Raw genomic sequence first — 18,565 nt, 5'->3', positions numbered from 1 at the left:
TTGTTGTGCATGAGGTGAAATGCTATGAACATTAAGTTAGCAGAGTTAGAGCACCGAAAAGGAGAGCCGTTGCCATTCCAGTTAACTCTGGATGCAGATGAGCTGAAGAAGCGCCATCATGAGGTTCGTGGGATTACTCCTGTAAATGCGAGTGGTGAAGCCGTACAGCTGGGCAATCTCTATTACGTAAAAGGAAGCATGAAGGCAGATGTGAATTTTGTCTGCGCGAGATGTTTGAATCCTTTTGTCGATCAGGCAACAGTAGATTTCTCTGAGACATTTGCGCTTGCGGATGATCCGATCTTGCAAGATGACGAGGACAGCGATATCCTTCCTCTGGAAGGCGATGAAATTGAGCTGGACTCGCTGCTGCAAGAGGATTTCTTACTGGCAATGCCGACCTTCCCGCTTTGCGAGGAAGATTGCAAAGGTCTGTGCCCGACTTGCGGTGTGAACCGTAATGAAGTGGCATGCAGCTGCAAGAATGAGCGTGTTGACCCGCGATTGGCTGGGTTGGCTGACTTTTTCAAAGACAGCAAATAAGTTTTCTTACTGTATTCAAGATGATTCGCCGACCATTCGTGGCAGCGTCTCATTTTTGAAGGATGGCATAAGCATTTTGCCTATACTGTCCACCCAATAGAGCTTCTTAGCATTTGTCAGTTGAAGGAGGTGTAAGGAAGATGGCAGTACCTCAACGGAGAACTTCCAAAACCCGTAAAAGAATGCGTCGTACGCACTTCAAATTAGAGATTCCAGGCATGATCAAATGCGATAATTGCAGCGAATACAAGCTTGCGCATCGTGTTTGCCCAAGCTGCGGTCACTACAAAGGCGTGAAAGTAGCGAAGTAATATTCGCTGCTAAGAAAGCAAGGTGAGAAATCGCCTTGCTTTTTTTGTTTCTTCCTATTGCTTATGATTACTTACAAACACTTATTATCACTTGCGAAAATCACTTAAATGACTTATAATAAAGGCAGGATAAGGATGGGGTTGAGGCTTCGTGTTTCAAGAGGAGAGGCTCGCTGCAATTCTTGCGTATTTGCAGGAGCACCAGCGAATCAGTGTGCAAGAGGTAGTTGAGCAGTTTGGGGTTTCCCGTGACACAGCGAGGCGTGACATCGTCAAGCTGGAGGAGCAGGGTCAAATCCTGCGAACTAGGGGAGGAGCAGTGTTGCCCAGCCTCAACAAAAAGAACTACTCCCATCAGGAACGAATGCAGCTTGATTTGACAGGAAAGCGCAGTATTGCAGCAGCAGCGGCCCGTCTGATCAAAGATGGAGATTATTTGCTGCTCGATGCTTCCACAACCGTTCAGCTCACAGTGGAATCCTTGCAGACTCGCGATCATGTCATCATCACGAATTCATTAGCGACTGCCTCCAGTATGTCCCGAAAAGAAGGCGTTCTTGTCAAGCTTTTGGGCGGAGACGTACATGCAGAGGATCAATGTGTCCTCGGTACACGCGTGATTCAAAACCTTGCTGATTTTCATGTCGACAAAGTACTGGTTGGTGCATGCGGTCTTACAAAGGAAGGGCTCATGTCTACGCAGGAAGATCACGGCTTTCTGATCAAAGAAATGATCAAGCGCGCCGATCAAGTGATCATCCTCACTGACCATACCAAGTTTGGAAAAAGCATGCTGTATCGCGTTGCCGGTTTTGATCAGATCGATATTATCGTGACCGATAAGCTGCCTGAAAAGGAAATGGTTGAAGCTTTGCACGCTAACGATGTAGAGGTGATTGTAGCTTCCACATGAAGCTATTGATCCATAAAAAAGAGGATAAGTTCTATTTGGCTGGCGTGAATGGGTGACCAGCGTGACAGCAAATGGATTTATCGAAAGAGAGTCCTTCAAATGGGAAGGGCTCTTTCTTTTTTTCTTGCATTTGTATACGGCCCCTGCTATTCTAGTAATCCTGACTTTTCCAAGAGGAGGGTTCTATGGTCTATTGGCGGATTATTCGCAAGAGCTATCATCGAAATCTTCAGTATCGTTTATCGCATGTCATCAACAATGTCGCAAGCTCGATTTTTGGGCTTGTTTTTATTGCCATTTGGACGGGTGTCCTTTCTGGAAAACAAGTATATGGCCCATATGATGTCAAAACGATGGGGTATTATATTGCGATTTGCCAGAGTGTTCTCTGGATGACAACCTTTATGTCGCCGGGTCTGAACGTCCAAATAGCGGTAAGAAGCGGGGCTGTTAGCCTGGATATGATCAAGCCTGTTCATTATCTTTGGTACATGCTAAGTCAGGAGTTTGGACGACTATTGTACAACGCTTGCTACCGAAGTGTTCCGATCGGCTTGCTGCTAGGATTAGCGGTAGGCTTCTTTTTTCCCTCCGATCCGTTCACTTACTTCTGGTTTATCCTCTCGCTACTGTTAGGAACTTACGTAGGTATGTTGCTCTTTTATCTCGCGGGCATTTCCTCCTTCTGGACGACAGAAATACGCTGGGTACACCTAATTCTTTTGTCATTGATCTTTGGGTTAGGTGGACAAATGATTCCGATAGACTTGATGCCTGGGATGATTGGAGAGGTAGCACCTTATTTGCCCTTTTCCGCGATGATTTATTATCCAGTCATGACCTTGCTAGAGCTTGCCCCTCCTTATGGCATGCTTGTACAAGCTGGTTGGGCGCTCGTTTTAACGGCAGTTGCTTTATTGGTGACGAACATGGCAAGAAGAAAGCTAGAAATTCAAGGAGGATAACGATATGTTTGCCCTCTATCGCAAACTGATTGCGGCCAGCATTCGCTCGCAAATGCAATACAAGATAAATTTTGTCACGAGCGCTGCCACGACCGGAATGATTATGGTGCTTGATTTTATTATTCTCTCTGCGATTTTGTACCGATTTCACGATGTGGTCGGGTGGGATATATACGAGGTTGGGATGCTTTACGGGATTTCCTCGGCATCTGTCTCCTTGTATCGACTGTTTGCCCCAGAAATCAACGACTTTGAGAAGTACATCGTGCAAGGAGAGCTCGATCAATTACTCATCCGACCTGTTTCACCTTTGCTTCTGCTATTGACACGCAATCTTGATTTGTCGAGAGTGGGAGGAGTGGTGCAAGGGATGTCTGTTTTGGTCGTCTCATTGTCGGGACTTGCGGCGGAAGGGAAATCGATCATGGGGTTGGTGTTATTCTCGCCGATTGCCATTTTGTCTGGCGGAGTCATCTATTTTTCCATTGGACTTGCTACGGCTGGGGTCGCATTTTGGACGCATCAGATGAAAGACATGCTGACCTTTACCATTTATGCGCCAGCCAATGCTTCCAATTATCCGATCGGGCTATATCCAAACTGGCTCAAATGGCTGTTTTTCTCAGCGATTCCGATCGCATATATGAATTATTTGCCAATGTTGACGCTGTTGGGCAAAGGGGGGGGATGGTTTTATCCGATACTCACCCCGGTAGCTGCAGCGATTGCTTTTTATTTCGCTCGTATGCTGTGGAATGTCGGAATTCGACACTACCATAGTACAGGGAGCTAAGGAGGGGTAACATGATTGAAGCAAAGCACATCGAAAAATCATTTTTCCTGACAAAAGCGAAAGAGGGGCGCTTTGCTTCTCTACGAACACTCTTTTCTCGTGAACAAAGGGAGGTCAAAGCCGTCCACGATATCTCTTTTTCCATTGACAGAGGCGAGTTCGTTGGATATATCGGGCCGAATGGCGCAGGAAAATCGACGACAATCAAAATGCTCGCAGGAATTCTTCATCCCAGTCAGGGGGAAATACGAATTGGCGGTTATAGTCCGCAGCGGGAACGAATTCAAGTAGCCTCACAAATCGGTGTGGTGTTCGGGCAGCGAACACAGCTGTGGTGGGATTTGCCAGTCAGAGATTCCTTCGAAATTTTGCAAGCGATGTACAAAATTAACGACAAGGCATATCGGCGATCGATGGAGGCGTATCAGGAACTGCTGGATCTGCATGAATTCCTGGATACGCCAGTGCGTAAGCTGTCATTGGGTCAGAGGATGAGAGCTGATTTAGCGGCAGCACTGCTGCATGATCCGCCTGTCCTGTTTTTAGACGAGCCTACGATTGGGTTGGATGTGGTCGCGAAGACTCGCATCAGAGCGTTTTTGAAAGAAGTGAATCAGACCCAGAAGAAGACGATTCTATTGACGACGCATGATATGGACGATATTGAGCAACTCTGCAACCGGATCATCGTGATCAATCATGGCAAAAAGATGATGGATACGAGCTTGGTCGATTTGCGACGTCAGATAGGGCTGCCAAGCCTCATTCGAATCGAATTTCGACAACCGCCCGAAAAGCTTTACGACCTAGAGGGAATCGAGCGGATGGAGCTAGCGGAGAATGTACTTTCGATTTACTTCGACAAAGGAAAAATTTCTTCCCCGCGAATCCTTGCCGAAGTGGAGGGCTGGGGTGAGCCGCTGGATATTCAGATGAAGGAACCGGGGATTGAGGAGATCATTCGGCTCATTTATCGTTAGGGACGGCTACCTAATTTCGCGAAGGATACTTGTAATTCCACATCTTCTCCCTTATACTGTGTTTTGGTACCAGGTATTAAAAACAGATCGCAATCATACATAGTACAATTGAATCCTGCTTATGGGGGTGTTCGGCATCGCCCGCTTGCCAAAAAAAGATCGCCAGTCCCGTTTGGTGCAGTATCTGGCGGATAATCCATTTGCGACGGACGAAGATCTGGCTGAGTTATTTCATGTCAGTATTCAAACCATACGTTTAGACCGTCTGGAATTAGGAATACCGGAGCTGCGTGAACGTATCAAGACAGTCGCAGAGAAAAGTCTTGATCCTGTAAAATCATTGGGTGTCGATGAAGTCATCGGTGAAATTGTTGATCTACAGCTCGATTCACAGGCTATTTCCGTATTGGAAATCAAAGAAGAACACGTTTTTTCGAAAACACAAATTGCCAGAGGGCATTATATATTTGCTCAGGCCAACTCATTGGCAGTAGCAGTAATTAACGCAGACGTAGCGTTGACAGCTACGGCGAGAATCCGCTTTGTGCGTCCTGTACGAATAGGGGAAAAGCTGGTGGCCAAAGCAGTGGTAAGAAGCCGAGACGGCGACGAATGCAAGGTGCGTGTAGAGACAAAGGTCCAAGGTGAATTGGTCTTTACCGCAACCTTCCGTGTAGTTGAAATGTCGAGCTACCATAACAGCATGGATGAGGAGTAAGGAGGAGTCACGGTTGCGAATTGCAGTGGATGCGATGGGCGGCGATCACGCACCGAAGAGTACCGTATTAGGGGCGCTTGCTGCCATCAAGGAAAACCCAGCCATTACAGTTGTATTGGTGGGAGATGAACAGGCTATTCGGAACCACTTGCCGCAGGATATTCCGGCAAACATCGAAATCGTTCCTGCAGCGGAAGTGATTTTGCCAGATGATGAACCGGTTCGAGCTGTTCGGCGTAAGAAAAATTCTTCGCTGGTCGTAGCTGTTGAGATGGCGCGCGAGAAAAAAGTCGACGCGATGATCTCGGCTGGGAATACGGGCGCTTTAATGACAGCAGGCTTGCTGTACGCTGGTCGCATGGATGGAATCGAGCGCCCTGCGCTTTGTGCCTATATCCCGAATACAAAAGGCCGAGTAACACTGACGCTAGACGTCGGAGCCAATATGGATGCCAAGCCACATCAACTTGTACAATACGCGGTGATGGGGAGCTTGTATGCTGAAAAAGTGTTGGGCTTCGAGCGGCCGACAGTAGGCTTGCTGAATGTCGGGACGGAAGAAGGAAAAGGGAACGAATTAACGAAAGCTGTTTTTCCACTCCTTCAAGAAGCTGACTTGAACTTTGTAGGAAATGTGGAAGCGCGCGATGTTATGCAAGGAGCCTGTGATGTGCTCGTATGCGACGGCTTTGTAGGAAATGTTTTGTTAAAGGCCGTAGAGGGTGCTGCCTCCACAATCTTTTCGCAGTTGAAGCAGGAGTTTACTTCCAGCCTGATTAATAAGCTAGGAGCGGCCATTCTGAAACCTGGATTGGTTCGCTTTAAAAAGAAAATGGATTATGCGGAATACGGTGGTGCTCCCTTGCTGGGATTGAAATCCCCTGTGATCAAGGCCCACGGTTCCTCAAATGAACGTGCGATGAAAAACGCGATTGTTAGTGCTACGCGATTTATTCAGCAGGACGTGAACGAGGTTATCCAGCAATCATTACAGAAAAATACTTTGGGAGAAAGCGAGTGAGGCAGATGAGTGCAAAGCGTTCAGTAGGAATTTTGTCTACAGGGTCTTATACCCCGGAGCGGGTGTTGACGAACTTTGATCTGGAGAAAATGGTGGAAACTTCTGATGAGTGGATTGTTTCCCGAACTGGCATCAGAGAACGCCGCATTAGCTCACCGGAGCAAGCTTCCTCCGACTTGGCTTACGAGGCTGCCAAAGAAGCGCTCGAAAAAGCAAACATCAGCGCGGAACAGTTGGATATGATTATTGTCGCTACCGTAACGCCTGACATGTCGTTCCCGTCTACTGCTTGCTTGCTGCAAGAAAAGCTGGGTGCTACACGTGCGGCTGCTATGGATCTTTCCGCGGCTTGCACAGGCTTTTTGTATGGAATTACGACAGCGACTCAGTTCATCGAAAACGGTTTGTATAAAAAAGTGTTGGTCGTAGGCGTTGAGACCTTGTCCAAAATTACGAATTACAAAGATCGAAATACATGTGTGTTGTTCGGAGACGGCGCAGGTGCAGCTGTTATCGGTGAAGTTACTGAGGGCTACGGCTTCCAGTCCTTCGAGCTCGGCGCAGATGGATCAGGCGGATCTCTCTTGTGCATACCAGCAGGCGGTTCCAGAACACCTGCATCTACTGAGTCTGTCGAACAAGGACTGCATTATCTCTACATGGCAGGCGGAGAAGTTTTCAAATTCGCCGTTCGCGTCATGAATTCTGCAACAGAGGCTGTCTTGTCCAAAGCGGGCGTATCGAAGGATGAGATCGACCTGCTGGTGCCGCATCAGGCAAACAAACGCATCATCGACTCTGCTGTACAGCGTTTCGGTCTGTCTGAGGATAAAGTTGCGATTAACCTGGATCGTTATGGAAACATGTCCTCTGCCTCCATTCCAGTAGCGTTGGATGAAGCAGTAAAAGCTGGTCGCGTAAAAGAAGGCGATAACCTGATTCTGGTTGGGTTTGGTGGCGGCTTGACTTGGGGAGCGACGCTCTTGAAGTGGTGCACGACTCCGGCAGAAGGGAGCAAGTAGGAATGGGCAAAGTAGCCTTTGTTTTTCCAGGGCAAGGTTCGCAATTTGTAGGAATGGGGCAAGCGCTCTCCGAGCAATCGGAAGCGGCCCGTCACATATTTGAGCAGGCTGATGAAGCTCTCGGCTTTTCCTTGTCTGGACTGTGTTTCACAGGACCAGAAGAGGAATTGAAGCTGACAGCAAACACACAGCCAGCTATTTTGACAGCAAGCATCGCTGTTATGGCAGCATTGAACGAAAAGTTGCCTGACTATAAGCCTGCGTTCGTAGCGGGTCACAGCTTGGGTGAGTATTCTGCTCTGGTTGCAGCCGGGGCGTTGTCTTTTGCAGATGCAGTCAAAACAGTGCGAGCTCGTGGTCAGTTCATGGAAGAGGCAGTGCCAGCGGGACAAGGTGCAATGGCGGCTGTTTTGAACATGGATCGTGCGGCATTGCATGCGGTTTGCGAAGAAGTAACAGCATCTGGACATCCTGTTCAATTAGCGAACATGAACTGCCCAGGGCAAATTGTCATCTCTGGTTCTGCTGAAGGTGTGAAACTGGCCAGTGAAAAAGCGAAGGAAGCGGGCGCAAAACGTGTCCTTCCATTGAATGTAAGCGGTCCGTTCCACTCGAGTTTGATGCAGCCTGCAGCAGATAAACTGCAAGCAGTTTTTGCGGGCGTTACCGTACAAGAAGCGACTGTGCCTGTTGTGGCAAACGTGACGGCTAGACCAGTGTCTGAGGCTACTATTATTGTAGATCAATTGGTTCAACAAGTTTCCGCCCCAGTTTTGTGGGAGGACTCTGTACAATGGATGGTCGAAGCAGGCGTGACAACCTTTGTAGAGATCGGTCCAGGAAAAGTTTTGGCCGGATTGATCAAGAAAATCGCACCAGCGGATACGACGATTATCTCTGTACAGGATATGGATTCGCTTACTGAGCTATTGAACGGAGGGGTACTATGCTAACAGGAAAAACAGCACTGGTCACAGGGGCTTCCCGTGGCATTGGGCGTGCGATTGCATTGAAGCTAGCAGAAGCTGGTGCTAATGTGGTTGTCAATTACGCAGGTAGTGAAGCGGCAGCGAGCGAGACTGTTGCACTTATTAAAGAAATGGGCCGCGATGCCATCATGATTCGCGCGAACGTTTCTTCTACAGAAGATGTCAACGACATGTTCAAAGCTGCTTTGGATCATTTTGGTGTGATCGATATTCTCGTGAACAATGCGGGTATTACTCGCGACAACCTGATCATGCGCATGAAAGAAGACGAGTGGGACGATGTCATTGCGACGAATTTAAAGGGTGTATTCAACTGCGTAAAGGCAGCGACCCGCCCAATGATGAAGCAGCGTTCAGGCAAAATCATCAACATCACTTCTGTGGTAGGTGTTTTGGGGAACGCAGGACAAGCAAACTACGTGGCGGCAAAAGCTGGGGTTATTGGCTTGACGAAGACGGCTGCTCGCGAGCTGGCTAGCCGTAACATCACGGTGAATGCTGTTGCACCAGGATTTATCGATACAGAAATGACTGCTGTATTGCCTGAGGATGTCAAAGCAGGACTCACAAGCCAAATTCCGCTTGCCCGCTTGGGACAGACTGATGATATCGCAGCTGTGGTGCTGTTCCTGGCATCCGATTCGGCCAACTACATGACAGGGCAGACCCTGCATGTAGACGGCGGAATGTACATGTAATTAGAAAACCTCAATCGAGCATTTTCTGAAAACTGGTTTTTTGAAAGCTCATCCACTATAATACGGGAGAGGGGGTGAAGCAAGATGGCAGATACTTTGGAGCGTGTAAAGAAAATCATCGTCGATCGTCTGGGTGTAGATGAGTCCAAAATTACTTTGGAAGCTTCTTTCAAAGAAGACCTGGGCGCTGACTCCCTGGATGTGGTTGAACTCGTAATGGAACTCGAAGATGAGTTTGATTTAGAGATTTCCGACGAAGATGCTGAAAAGATCACTTCTGTTGGTGAGGTTGTTAAATACATAGAATCTCACAAGTAGTTGGATCTGTTGGAAGTCCCGTACCATACGGGACTTCTCCTTCAATAGCCACCTGTACATAATTCAAATAAATACATGTTTTGCATGCAGTGAATGTAAGAAGCTGACTGCTGACTTTCATATAGAGGTGATTGCAATGAAACGCAGAGTGGTGATTACTGGCGTTGGTGTCGTTTCTCCAGTAGGGAATGACGCGCAGACTTTCTGGAACAGCTTGCTGGAAGGAAAATCAGGCATTGACCGTGTGGCTGCCTTTGACGCTTCTGATTATCCAACACAAATTGCAGGCGAAGTGAAAAACTTCGATCCTGAGCAGTATATGGACAAGAAAGATATCCGACGTACAGACCGATTCGTTCAGTTTGGATTAGCTGCTGCCAAAATGGCTGTAGAAGATGCAAAACTGGAGATCACGCCAGAAAATGCGGAACGAGTGGGTGTATACATCGGGTCCGGAATCGGTGGTCTGACTACATGGGAAGAACAGCATTCCGTATTGTTGGAAAAAGGACCGCGTCGCGTGAGTCCGTTCTTCATTCCGATGCTGATTGCAAACATGGCGTCTGGTGCAGTATCCATTCAATACGGTGCAAAAGGACCAACTTCCAGCGCGATTACCGCTTGTGCGACAGGTACCAATGCGATCGGTGATGCACTGCGTCTGATCCAGTTCGATCACGCCGATGTTATGATCGCAGGTGGAGCAGAAGCAACGGTGCGTCCAATGGCATTTGCAGGCTTTTGCTCAGCGAAAGCGATGTCCACCAGAAACGATGAGCCGCAAAAAGCAAGCCGTCCGTTTGACCAAGATCGCGATGGCTTCGTAATGGGCGAAGGTGCTGGTGTTCTGATCCTGGAAGAGCTTGAGCATGCGAAAAAACGTGGAGCAACGATCATCGCGGAAGTCATTGGCTACGGGATGAGTGCAGATGCTCATCATATTACTTCTCCATCTCCTGGTGGCGAAGGGGCAGCGCGTTGCATGGCAAGCGCACTGAAAGACGCTGGCGTTGACCCAACAGAAGTTCAATATATTAATGCACATGGTACTTCTACTGACCAAGGAGATATCGCAGAAACACAAGCGATCAAGAGTGTGTTTGGCGAGCACGCATACAAACTGGCTGTCAGCTCGACCAAATCGATGACAGGCCATCTGTTGGGTGCTACTGGTGGTGTCGAGGCCATCGCGACGGCATATGCGCTGCGTGATCAAGTACTGCCTCCAACAATCAACTTGGAAAACCCGGATCCAGAATGTGATCTGGACTATGTTCCGAACCATGCGCGTAAGGCGACCGTCAATGTGGCTGTTTCCAATACATTTGGATTCGGCGGTCACAACGCAACGGTAATCCTGAAGCGATACGAAGCATAAATGAGCCCTACTGATAGAAAAAGTAGGCAGTCTCCTGGAATGGTGGTGAGGGTGATGAATTTTGCACAGCTGCAAGAAACGATAGGCTTTCGCTTTCGTGATGAAAGTGTTTTGCGGCAGGCATTCACCCATTCTTCCTACGTGAACGAGCAACGCGGCAAACGAATATCAGACAATGAGCGGCTAGAGTTTTTGGGGGATGCTGTGTTGGAGTTGACCGTCTCCCAGTTTTTGTATAAAACTTTTCCGAAGATGAGCGAAGGGGAAATGACGAAGCTGCGTGCAGCCATTGTCTGTGAACCTTCTCTCGTCAAGTTTGCTGAACTGTTGAATTTTGGCGATCTCGTATTGCTGGGAAAAGGGGAAGAGCTGACAGGTGGACGTCAGCGACCAGCCTTGCTAGCGGACGTTTTTGAGGCGTTTGTAGGTGCGCTTTACTTGGATCAGGGGTTGGACGCAGTCTTTTCATTTATGGAAAAATACGTGTACCCGCGCATCGACAAAGGAGAGTTTGCCCAGGTAACCGACTTCAAGAGCCAGTTGCAGGAATTTGTTCAACAAGACAATCTGGGAGACATCCATTACCGAATTGTAGAAGAAAAAGGACCAGCTCATAATCGAGAATTCGTATCTGAGGTGCTTTTGAACAATCGTTCGCTTGGCATCGGCTCTGGCCGCTCCAAAAAAGAAGCGGAACAGCAAGCTGCTGCACGAGCATTGGTCAAGCTGGGGGATAAATAATCACTCGTCAGCGAGAAGGGCTGCATCATCTGCTACAAGATGGTGCAGCTTTTTTCTTTCGGGTGGGAAACATAGGGAAAATACTGCGAGATGACCGCTATCTATGATACACTTACCTACAGATGACCATGTAGGCTCGTAGTAGGTAGCTCCTGTTCGATGCAGGGGCTTCTTTTCGGGTGCCATCCGAACCTTGCATGTTTTCAATCTGTCAGTTTGGCAGGCAGTCTTGGATGGTTTCTTAAGGAGGACCGTACGTATGTATTTGAAACGCCTGGAGCTGGCTGGATTCAAATCCTTTGCCGATCGCACGGAATTGGAATTTGTACCAGGGGTAACAGCCGTAGTGGGACCGAATGGAAGTGGGAAAAGTAACGTTTCTGATTCGATCCGCTGGGTGCTGGGGGAACAGAGCGCAAAGTCGTTGCGTGGAGCGAAAATGGAAGACATTATTTTCGCGGGTAGCGACAAGCGCAAGCCAGTGAATTTCGCAGAAGTGACACTCACCTTGGACAATACAGATCGTTCGCTCGATGTGGAATATTCGGAGGTATCCGTTACCCGCAGAGTGTATCGTTCTGGTGACAGTGAGTACTACATAAACAACAGATCCTGCCGTCTAAAAGACATCATGGAGCTGTTTATGGATACCGGGCTGGGTAAAGAAGCGTATTCCATTATCGGTCAAGGAAAAATTGAGGAAATCCTCAGTACCAAGTCCGAGGATCGCCGTGGAATATTTGAAGAAGCAGCCGGAATCGTCAAATACAAAACACGCAAGCGCGAGGCTGAGAAAAAGCTCGATGACACTGAGCAAAATCTGGTGCGTATTCACGATATCGTCAGTGAAATTACGGAGCAGATCGGACCTTTGCAGGAGCAGGCAGAAATAGCCAAGACGTACAAGGAGCTTCATCGCCAGTTGGTTGAGCATGAAGTAGCTCTTTACGTGCAGCAAATTGAAGCAGCTCATACGAAGTGGGAAGCAGCGACAGGACGCGTAGAGGAACTCAAGAATCTGTTAATCGGACAAACGACCGAAGCATCCAAGCAAGAAGCTGATTTGGAGCAAGCGCGTTTTCATGTCACCCAAATCGACCAATCCATCGAAGAGCTGCAACAAGTACTTTTGACAGTCAGTGAAGAGACCGAGAAAGTCGAAGGACAACGTGAGGTATTGCGGGAGCGTATGCGCAATCTCAATGCCAATCGTCAGCAGACGATGGAGCAGATGCATCGGATTACCGAGAAGCAGCACGGTCTTGAGGCAGAATTGGCTGAAGAACAAGAGCGGGCCAAGGAAGCGGATCGCCGAATGACCGAAGCCCACGCTTCGCTACAAGAAGCAGAAGGTCAATTTTTTTCGATGGTGCAATCACTGACAGATGATGTCGAGCGTTTGAAGAGCGATTACTTCGAAAAGCTCAATGAAATGGCGAATCTGCGCAACGAAAATCGTCATCAAGAGCAGCTTCTCAAGACAAGCGAGGCCAGAGTCGAACGTCAATTGTCTGGAAAAAAACAGCTCGATGAAGAAGAAGAGCAGCGACTAGCTCAGTTGAGCCAGCTCCAAGATCAGTTGGAGAAGATCGTTTCTACCATTCAAGAAACTGGTGTCAGATACAAAGAGCTGGTTGAGGGTATGCGCGAAGGACAAGCCCGCCTTGAAACAGCCCGTCGAGAGCTGCGCCACTGGGAACAAAAGCGGGAAGCAGCGAAGTCTCGCTTTGACCTGTTAAAAGAAATGCAGTCGGAGTTCGCAGGGTTTCAGCAAGGGGTAAAAGAAATTTTGAAAGCACGCGAGCGTGGCTTCAAAAGAATTCATGGAGCGGTCGCTGAGCTCGTTGTCGTGCCACAGCAATACGAGACGGCGATGGAAGTAGCATTGGGTGGCGCACTGCAAAACGTCGTCGTGGACGACGAAGCATCTGGTCGTGCAGCGATTGCTCACTTGAAGCAGCACAATGCAGGTAGGGCGACATTTCTACCGCTCGATGTCATCCGGCCTCGCACCTTGCAGGCAAGCGATAAGCGCCAGCTGGAGGCGGAGAGTGGAGTCGTCGGAATCGCGAGTGAGCTCGTGACCTTTGAGGAAGCGTATAGACCTATCCTCGAAAGTTTATTAGGCAACGTCATTATTACGGAAAAGCTGGAGCAAGCAAACCGTGTGGCCCGTACGCTTGGCTACCGCTATCGCGTCGTGACGCTGGAAGGCGATATCGTGAATGCTGGCGGTTCTATGACAGGGGGGGCCTTGAAAAAGAACAGCACGAACCTGCTTGGACGCAACCGTCAATCAGAAGAGCTGGAAGCGCAGCTAGTAGAAATCGACCAGGCAATTTCTGGGCATACTACCCTTATGGAGCAGTTGACGAAGGAACTGGCGCAAATGCAGCAGGAGCAAGAAAATCTGCGTACAGAAGGCGAAAGTCTGAGATTGAAAGAACAAGAAGTAAAAGGACTCTTGCAGCAAAAAGAATCGGAAGGCAGATCCTTGGGCGAGCGAGCAAAGCTTGTTGAACAAGATATAGAAGGCTATCGCCGCGAGATGGAAGAAGCCAAACGAAAGCAAGAGCAGCTGCAAGCCTCCTTGGCTGCCATGGAGCAAGAGGAAAAAGAGCTCGGTGCGCAGATCGCAGAAGCAGAGGCGAAACGCCAAGAGCAGCTCGAATCTAAAGAAGAAATGAATCAAAAAATAACAAGTCTCAAAGTACTGAATGCGCAGGTCAAGCAAGAGTATCAATCACGCTTGGAGCAAACAGAACGTTTCCTGGAGCAAAAAAGCCAATTGCAGCGCGAATGGGAAGAACAAAACGCGAACTTGGCATCTCTTGATGAGCTGGAGCGTACGAACGAATCGTCCGGGCTTGAGCTGGATCAGCGCATTAGCGAATTGCGTCAGGATAAAGACCGTGTAGCTGGCTTGATTCAAGAGCGGCGAAGTGAGAGGGCGACTCTCTTTTACAAACAGGAGCAAGTGGAACAGCAGGTGAAGGAAATCCGCCGCGAGGTTAAATCGCTCGAGGAAAAGCTTCATCAGGAAGAAGTAAAAGTCAACCGCAATGAGGTAGAGCTCGATCATCTGTTGAATAAACTCTCCGAAGAATACGAAATGAGCTACGACCTGGCAAAGCAAAAATATCCGGCACGTGGCGAGATTCAGGAAGAGACACAAGTGGTCAATCGTCTCAAAAAGCAGATTGGGGCACTTGGCACTGTGAATCTTGGCGCGATTGAGGAATATGAGCGCTTATCTGAGCGTCAGCAGTTCTTAAGCTCGCAGGAAGCTGATTTGAATGAAGCAAAAGACATGCTCTATCAAGTGATCCAAGAAATGAACGCAGAGATGTCGCGCCGCTTCAAAGAAACATTTGATGCGATTTCAGAGCAGTTCCGCGACGTGTTTGTCCAACTGTTTGGCGGAGGACGCGCAGATCTTGTACTCTCTAACCCAGATAATCTGCTTGAGACGGGTATCGATATCGTGGCGCAGCCACCTGGCAAGAAGCTGCAAAATCTCGCACTCTTATCCGGGGGCGAACGTGCTTTGACTGCGATGGCCTTGCTATTTGCCATCCTGCGTGTGAAGCCAGTGCCATTCTGTGTATTGGATGAGGTAGAAGCCGCGCTGGATGAGGCAAACGTTAACCGTTTCGCCGAGTACATGCACCATTTTAGCAACCAGACGCAGTTTATTTGCGTCACACACAGAAAAGGCACAATGGAGAGCGCAGACGTGCTATACGGTATCACGATGCAAGAGGGCGGCGTGTCCAAACTCGTCTCCGTGAAGCTGGAGGACAGTGACAAGTTTATCGAATCAGCCTCTTAAACGGATTTGCCATTCAATTGATACTACCCGTAAAGGAAGATGAACATGAGTTTTTTCAAGCGCCTTCGTGATGCTATTGTCCAAAAATCCGAAGAGGTCACCCAGAAGTTTACGGATGGTTTGGCTAAAACGAGAGACCTGCTAGTAGAAAAAGTAGAGGATCTGGTACGTCGCTACAAAAAGATCGACGATGACTTTTTCGATGAATTAGAGGAAATTTTGATTACGTCCGATGTGGGCGTCAATACCGTAATGGAGCTCATTGACGACCTGCGGACAGAAGTGCGCAAGCAAAAAATCGAGAATGCGATCGACCTGCAGCCCATTCTCTCAGAAAAACTGGTTGCCCTTTTGAAAAATGATGCTGCTGCGGATACGTCTCTGAACGTAGAGGGCGGTCGTCTGAATGTCATTTTGTTCGTAGGGGTAAACGGAGTAGGGAAAACGACCACGATCGGTAAAATGGCTCATATGTTCAAGCAGCAAAATAAAAAAGTGCTGCTGGCAGCAGGTGACACGTTTCGTGCAGCAGCGATTGAACAGCTGGAGGTTTGGGGAGAGCGTGTAGGCGTTGACGTAATCAAGCAGCAGCAAGGCTCTGATCCGGCTGCTGTGATCTACGATGCGATTCAGGCAGCGAAATCCCGCCAAGTCGATGTGCTGTTGTGCGATACCGCAGGCCGCTTGCAAAACAAAGTCAATCTCATGGAAGAGTTGGCGAAGGTACACCGCGTATTACAACGCGAATTGCCAGGAGCTCCACATGAGGTCTTGCTAGTATTGGACGCTACGACTGGGCAAAATGCGCTTTCGCAGGCGAAAACCTTTGGACAGTCTGCTGGTGTAACAGGTTTAGTCCTGACCAAGCTGGATGGCACAGCAAAGGGTGGTATCGTCATCGCGATTCGCAACGAGCTGAACATTCCGGTGAAATACGTCGGCTTGGGTGAAAGAATGGATGACTTGCAGCAGTTTGATCCCGAGCAATTTGTTCATGCACTTTTTGCTGGATTGATTCAAAAAGATGAAACAGAAGAGCAGGAAAACGCGTAAAACATAGTGTTTCGAAGATAAAAAAATGATGTCAATAAAAAACCTTGACACTAGGTGTGGAATTAGGTACTATAATCTACGTGCTGTAAAGAAAAAGTCTTTACAGTTTGAAACGAGTACCTCATAGCAAAGGATTGGTTTCATGTTAGAAAAGACCAATCAAGTCAATCTCTTGTTTGACTTTTACGCGCCGCTACTCAAGGGCAAGCAGCAAGAATATCTTGAGCTGTATTATCTGGACGATTTATCGCTCGGAGAAATTGCCGAGATGCATGAGGTCAGCCGCCAAGCTGTCTATGATCATATTAAGCGGGCGGAGAAGCAACTGTTCGAATACGATCAGAAGCTTCGCCTCGCTGAGCGTCATGAAAAGCGCATGGACGTGTTGAATCGCATGAATGAACTTGTAAATGAGCTTTCGGAGAGCGAGACAAGAGACGAGCTGAACACTTTGCTCCACCAACTGTCAGAGATGGATTAGGAGGGCTCGCATGGCGTTTGAGAGCTTAGCCAATCGGCTGCAAAACGCGTTTGACAAACTGCGCGGCAGAGGAAAAATAGACGAAACCATCGTGAGTGAAGCGATGCGTGAAGTTCGTCTGGCCTTGCTGGAAGCAGACGTTAACTTTAAAGTAGTAAAAGACTTCGTTGCTCGTGTCAAAGAGCGCGCAGTCGGTCAGGAAGTCATGAAAAGCCTGACGCCTGGTCAAATGGTGATCAAAATCGTGAATGAAGAACTGGTCGCTCTGATGGGTGGCAACGTTGCTCAGCTCACGATGGCACACCGCCCGCCGACCGTCATCATGATGGCAGGTCTGCAAGGGGCAGGTAAAACGACCACAACCGGTAAGCTGGCCAAGTACTTGCAAAAGCAAAACCGTAAGCCGCTTCTGGTAGCGGGAGACATTTACCGTCCTGCTGCGATTAAGCAACTTCAGGTTTTAGGGGAGCAGCTCAATGTTCCCGTCTTCACTCTCGGTGATCAAGTCAGTCCTGTCGATATCGCTCGCCAAGCGATTGAACACGCGAAGACGAATCATCTCGACGTAGTCCTCATCGATACCGCAGGTCGCCTGCATATTGACGAAGCGCTGATGGACGAGTTGAAGCAGATTCGCGAGGTAACCAAGCCCGATGAGATTTTGCTCGTCGTGGACGCGATGACAGGTCAAGATGCCGTCAACGTAGCAGAGAGCTTTAACAGCCAGCTCGAACTGACTGGTGTGGTTCTCACGAAGCTCGACGGTGATACCCGAGGCGGTGCGGCACTGTCCGTCAAAGCTGTCACTGGCAAGCCGATCAAATTCGCGGCGATGGGTGAAAAGCTGGATGCGCTCGAACCGTTCCATCCGGATCGTATGGCTTCCCGTATTTTGGGTATGGGGGACGTACTCAGCCTGATTGAAAAAGCACAGGCATCCGTGGATGAAGACAAAGCACGCGATATGGAACGCCAAATGCGTCAAGGTGAGTTTACCTTCGACATGTTCCTGGATTCCATGCAGCAGCTTCGCAACCTGGGTCCTTTTGAAGACATTCTCGGCATGCTGCCAGGAATGAACAAGATGAAGGGCAAAATGAACGTGGATGAGAAGCAAATAGCCCGCGTTGAAGCGATCGCCAAATCCATGACCAAACAAGAGCGCGCTAATCCTGATTTATTGAATGCCAACCGTCGCAAGCGCATCGCAAGCGGAAGTGGAACAAGCATTCAAGAAGTCAATCGCTTCCTCAAGCAGTTCGAGGAAATGAAAAAGATGATGAAGCAATTCTCAGGCGCTGCTGACAAGATGGTCAAGAAGTCGAAGAAAAAAGGCTTCGGATTACCTTTCATGGGAAAAGGCGGAGGCAACAACCAGGGCGGGATGAACTTCCCCTTTAACTTCAAGCCACCGTTCAAGTAAGTAGGCATGATCTCTCGCGACACTGACTTGTCAGCTGGCCGCGATGGTTCAGATATAGTAGCACCAACGCAGATGCTCTTCTAGCGTTGATTAATACAGGAGGTGACACAACATGGCAGTTAAAATCCGTCTGAAGCGTATGGGTTCCAAGAAAGCTCCTTTCTACCGTGTAGTAGTAGCTGACTCCCGTTCCCCTCGCGATGGCCGTTTCATTGAAGAAATCGGTTACTATAACCCGGTTGCACAACCGGCAGTGGTGAAAATTGATACCGACAAAGCGGTTCAATGGATCCTGAATGGTGCAGCTCCAACTGATACCGTTCGTAACCTTCTCTCCAAAGAAGGCGTTATGGCTAAAGTGCACGAAACCAAATACGGCAAATAAG

At 48.6% G+C, this 18,565-nt stretch carries 19 protein-coding genes; all 19 read left to right on the top strand.

Translation table 11 applies throughout. The features are described from left to right. Positions 1-24 precede the first annotated feature (24 nt). The 19 genes from HPY28_RS05770 (at position 25) to rpsP (ending at position 18,564) form a co-directional block, all read left to right on the top strand. Positions 25-543 carry a YceD family protein gene (locus tag HPY28_RS05770; protein ID WP_017249381.1) on the top strand — a complete coding sequence of 173 codons (519 nt, stop codon included), beginning with the start codon at positions 25-27 and terminating at the stop codon, positions 541-543. Positions 544-683: 140 nt separating this feature from the next. Then, positions 684-854 (top strand): 50S ribosomal protein L32, encoded by a 171-nt coding sequence (gene rpmF / locus HPY28_RS05765; RefSeq protein WP_005834357.1) that lies wholly within the window; start codon positions 684-686, stop codon positions 852-854. A gap of 151 nt (positions 855-1,005) precedes the next feature. Continuing rightward, the gene (locus HPY28_RS05760; protein ID WP_017249380.1) at positions 1,006-1,767 is read left to right on the top strand and encodes a DeoR/GlpR family DNA-binding transcription regulator; all 762 of its coding nucleotides are present in this window, start codon (positions 1,006-1,008) and stop codon (positions 1,765-1,767) included. 185 nt (positions 1,768-1,952) lie between these two features. Further along, entirely contained in the window at positions 1,953-2,732 is a 780-nt protein-coding gene (locus HPY28_RS05755) for an ABC transporter permease (RefSeq protein WP_174230226.1), read from the top strand. Between the two features lie 4 nt (positions 2,733-2,736). Then, a complete protein-coding gene (locus HPY28_RS05750) occupies positions 2,737-3,525 on the top strand; it encodes an ABC transporter permease (RefSeq protein WP_174230225.1) in 789 nt (262 codons plus the stop codon). A gap of 11 nt (positions 3,526-3,536) precedes the next feature. Beyond that, on the top strand, positions 3,537-4,505 hold the full coding sequence (locus HPY28_RS05745; RefSeq protein WP_174230224.1) for an ABC transporter ATP-binding protein: 969 nt from the start codon (positions 3,537-3,539) through the stop codon (positions 4,503-4,505). A gap of 121 nt (positions 4,506-4,626) precedes the next feature. Continuing rightward, entirely contained in the window at positions 4,627-5,223 is a 597-nt protein-coding gene (fapR, locus tag HPY28_RS05740) for a transcription factor FapR (RefSeq protein WP_017249376.1), read from the top strand. A 13-nt stretch (positions 5,224-5,236) separates the two neighbouring features. Beyond that, entirely contained in the window at positions 5,237-6,244 is a 1,008-nt protein-coding gene (gene plsX / locus HPY28_RS05735; RefSeq protein ID WP_017249375.1) for a phosphate acyltransferase PlsX, read from the top strand. A gap of 5 nt (positions 6,245-6,249) precedes the next feature. After that, positions 6,250-7,266, top strand: coding sequence for a beta-ketoacyl-ACP synthase III (locus HPY28_RS05730; RefSeq protein WP_026043147.1), 1,017 nt, complete (start codon positions 6,250-6,252; stop codon positions 7,264-7,266). A gap of 2 nt (positions 7,267-7,268) precedes the next feature. Beyond that, positions 7,269-8,219: an ACP S-malonyltransferase gene (gene fabD, locus HPY28_RS05725; RefSeq protein WP_174230223.1), complete on the top strand. Its 951-nt coding sequence runs from the start codon at positions 7,269-7,271 to the stop codon at positions 8,217-8,219. Next, complete coding sequence (fabG, locus tag HPY28_RS05720) at positions 8,213-8,953, top strand: 3-oxoacyl-[acyl-carrier-protein] reductase (RefSeq protein WP_174230222.1); 741 nt, start codon at positions 8,213-8,215, stop codon at positions 8,951-8,953. Before fabD ends, fabG begins: the two co-directional genes overlap by 7 nt. An 84-nt stretch (positions 8,954-9,037) precedes the next feature. Beyond that, entirely contained in the window at positions 9,038-9,271 is a 234-nt protein-coding gene (acpP, locus tag HPY28_RS05715; RefSeq protein ID WP_005834336.1) for an acyl carrier protein, read from the top strand. Positions 9,272-9,407: 136 nt separating this feature from the next. After that, positions 9,408-10,649: a beta-ketoacyl-ACP synthase II gene (gene fabF / locus HPY28_RS05710; RefSeq protein ID WP_017249371.1), complete on the top strand. Its 1,242-nt coding sequence runs from the start codon at positions 9,408-9,410 to the stop codon at positions 10,647-10,649. Between the two features lie 54 nt (positions 10,650-10,703). Next, on the top strand, positions 10,704-11,390 hold the full coding sequence (gene rnc, locus HPY28_RS05705; protein ID WP_026043146.1) for a ribonuclease III: 687 nt from the start codon (positions 10,704-10,706) through the stop codon (positions 11,388-11,390). A 259-nt stretch (positions 11,391-11,649) separates the two neighbouring features. Beyond that, positions 11,650-15,222, top strand: a complete 3,573-nt coding sequence (gene smc, locus HPY28_RS05700; protein WP_174230221.1) for a chromosome segregation protein SMC — start codon at positions 11,650-11,652, stop codon at positions 15,220-15,222. A 45-nt stretch (positions 15,223-15,267) separates the two neighbouring features. Further along, complete coding sequence (ftsY, locus tag HPY28_RS05695; protein ID WP_174230220.1) at positions 15,268-16,275, top strand: signal recognition particle-docking protein FtsY; 1,008 nt, start codon at positions 15,268-15,270, stop codon at positions 16,273-16,275. A gap of 142 nt (positions 16,276-16,417) precedes the next feature. Further along, positions 16,418-16,756, top strand: coding sequence for a putative DNA-binding protein (locus tag HPY28_RS05690; protein ID WP_017249368.1), 339 nt, complete (start codon positions 16,418-16,420; stop codon positions 16,754-16,756). A gap of 10 nt (positions 16,757-16,766) precedes the next feature. Beyond that, positions 16,767-18,179, top strand: a complete 1,413-nt coding sequence (gene ffh, locus HPY28_RS05685; RefSeq protein WP_017249367.1) for a signal recognition particle protein — start codon at positions 16,767-16,769, stop codon at positions 18,177-18,179. Positions 18,180-18,291: 112 nt separating this feature from the next. Continuing rightward, positions 18,292-18,564 (top strand): 30S ribosomal protein S16, encoded by a 273-nt coding sequence (gene rpsP, locus HPY28_RS05680; protein WP_007719713.1) that lies wholly within the window; start codon positions 18,292-18,294, stop codon positions 18,562-18,564. Position 18,565 lies beyond the last annotated feature (1 nt).

The organism is Brevibacillus sp. HB1.2 (assembly GCF_013332495.1).
In the GTDB taxonomy this organism is placed as follows: domain Bacteria; phylum Bacillota; class Bacilli; order Brevibacillales; family Brevibacillaceae; genus Brevibacillus; species Brevibacillus porteri.
The sequence above is the reverse complement of the archived record's forward strand: the minus strand, read 5'-3'. Positions and strand labels throughout refer to the sequence as shown.

Coding starts and splice junctions, on each gene's coding strand:
- HPY28_RS05770 (WP_017249381.1), top strand. CDS start 25: ATGAACATTAAGTTAGCAGAGTTAGAGCACCGAAAAGGAGAGCCGTTG.
- rpmF (WP_005834357.1), top strand. CDS start 684: ATGGCAGTACCTCAACGGAGAACTTCCAAAACCCGTAAAAGAATGCGT.
- HPY28_RS05755 (WP_174230226.1), top strand. CDS start 1,953: ATGGTCTATTGGCGGATTATTCGCAAGAGCTATCATCGAAATCTTCAG.
- HPY28_RS05750 (WP_174230225.1), top strand. CDS start 2,737: ATGTTTGCCCTCTATCGCAAACTGATTGCGGCCAGCATTCGCTCGCAA.
- HPY28_RS05745 (WP_174230224.1), top strand. CDS start 3,537: ATGATTGAAGCAAAGCACATCGAAAAATCATTTTTCCTGACAAAAGCG.
- fapR (WP_017249376.1), top strand. CDS start 4,627: ATGGGGGTGTTCGGCATCGCCCGCTTGCCAAAAAAAGATCGCCAGTCC.
- HPY28_RS05730 (WP_026043147.1), top strand. CDS start 6,250: ATGAGTGCAAAGCGTTCAGTAGGAATTTTGTCTACAGGGTCTTATACC.
- fabD (WP_174230223.1), top strand. CDS start 7,269: ATGGGCAAAGTAGCCTTTGTTTTTCCAGGGCAAGGTTCGCAATTTGTA.
- fabG (WP_174230222.1), top strand. CDS start 8,213: ATGCTAACAGGAAAAACAGCACTGGTCACAGGGGCTTCCCGTGGCATT.
- acpP (WP_005834336.1), top strand. CDS start 9,038: ATGGCAGATACTTTGGAGCGTGTAAAGAAAATCATCGTCGATCGTCTG.
- fabF (WP_017249371.1), top strand. CDS start 9,408: ATGAAACGCAGAGTGGTGATTACTGGCGTTGGTGTCGTTTCTCCAGTA.
- rnc (WP_026043146.1), top strand. CDS start 10,704: ATGAATTTTGCACAGCTGCAAGAAACGATAGGCTTTCGCTTTCGTGAT.
- smc (WP_174230221.1), top strand. CDS start 11,650: ATGTATTTGAAACGCCTGGAGCTGGCTGGATTCAAATCCTTTGCCGAT.
- ftsY (WP_174230220.1), top strand. CDS start 15,268: ATGAGTTTTTTCAAGCGCCTTCGTGATGCTATTGTCCAAAAATCCGAA.
- HPY28_RS05690 (WP_017249368.1), top strand. CDS start 16,418: ATGTTAGAAAAGACCAATCAAGTCAATCTCTTGTTTGACTTTTACGCG.
- ffh (WP_017249367.1), top strand. CDS start 16,767: ATGGCGTTTGAGAGCTTAGCCAATCGGCTGCAAAACGCGTTTGACAAA.
- rpsP (WP_007719713.1), top strand. CDS start 18,292: ATGGCAGTTAAAATCCGTCTGAAGCGTATGGGTTCCAAGAAAGCTCCT.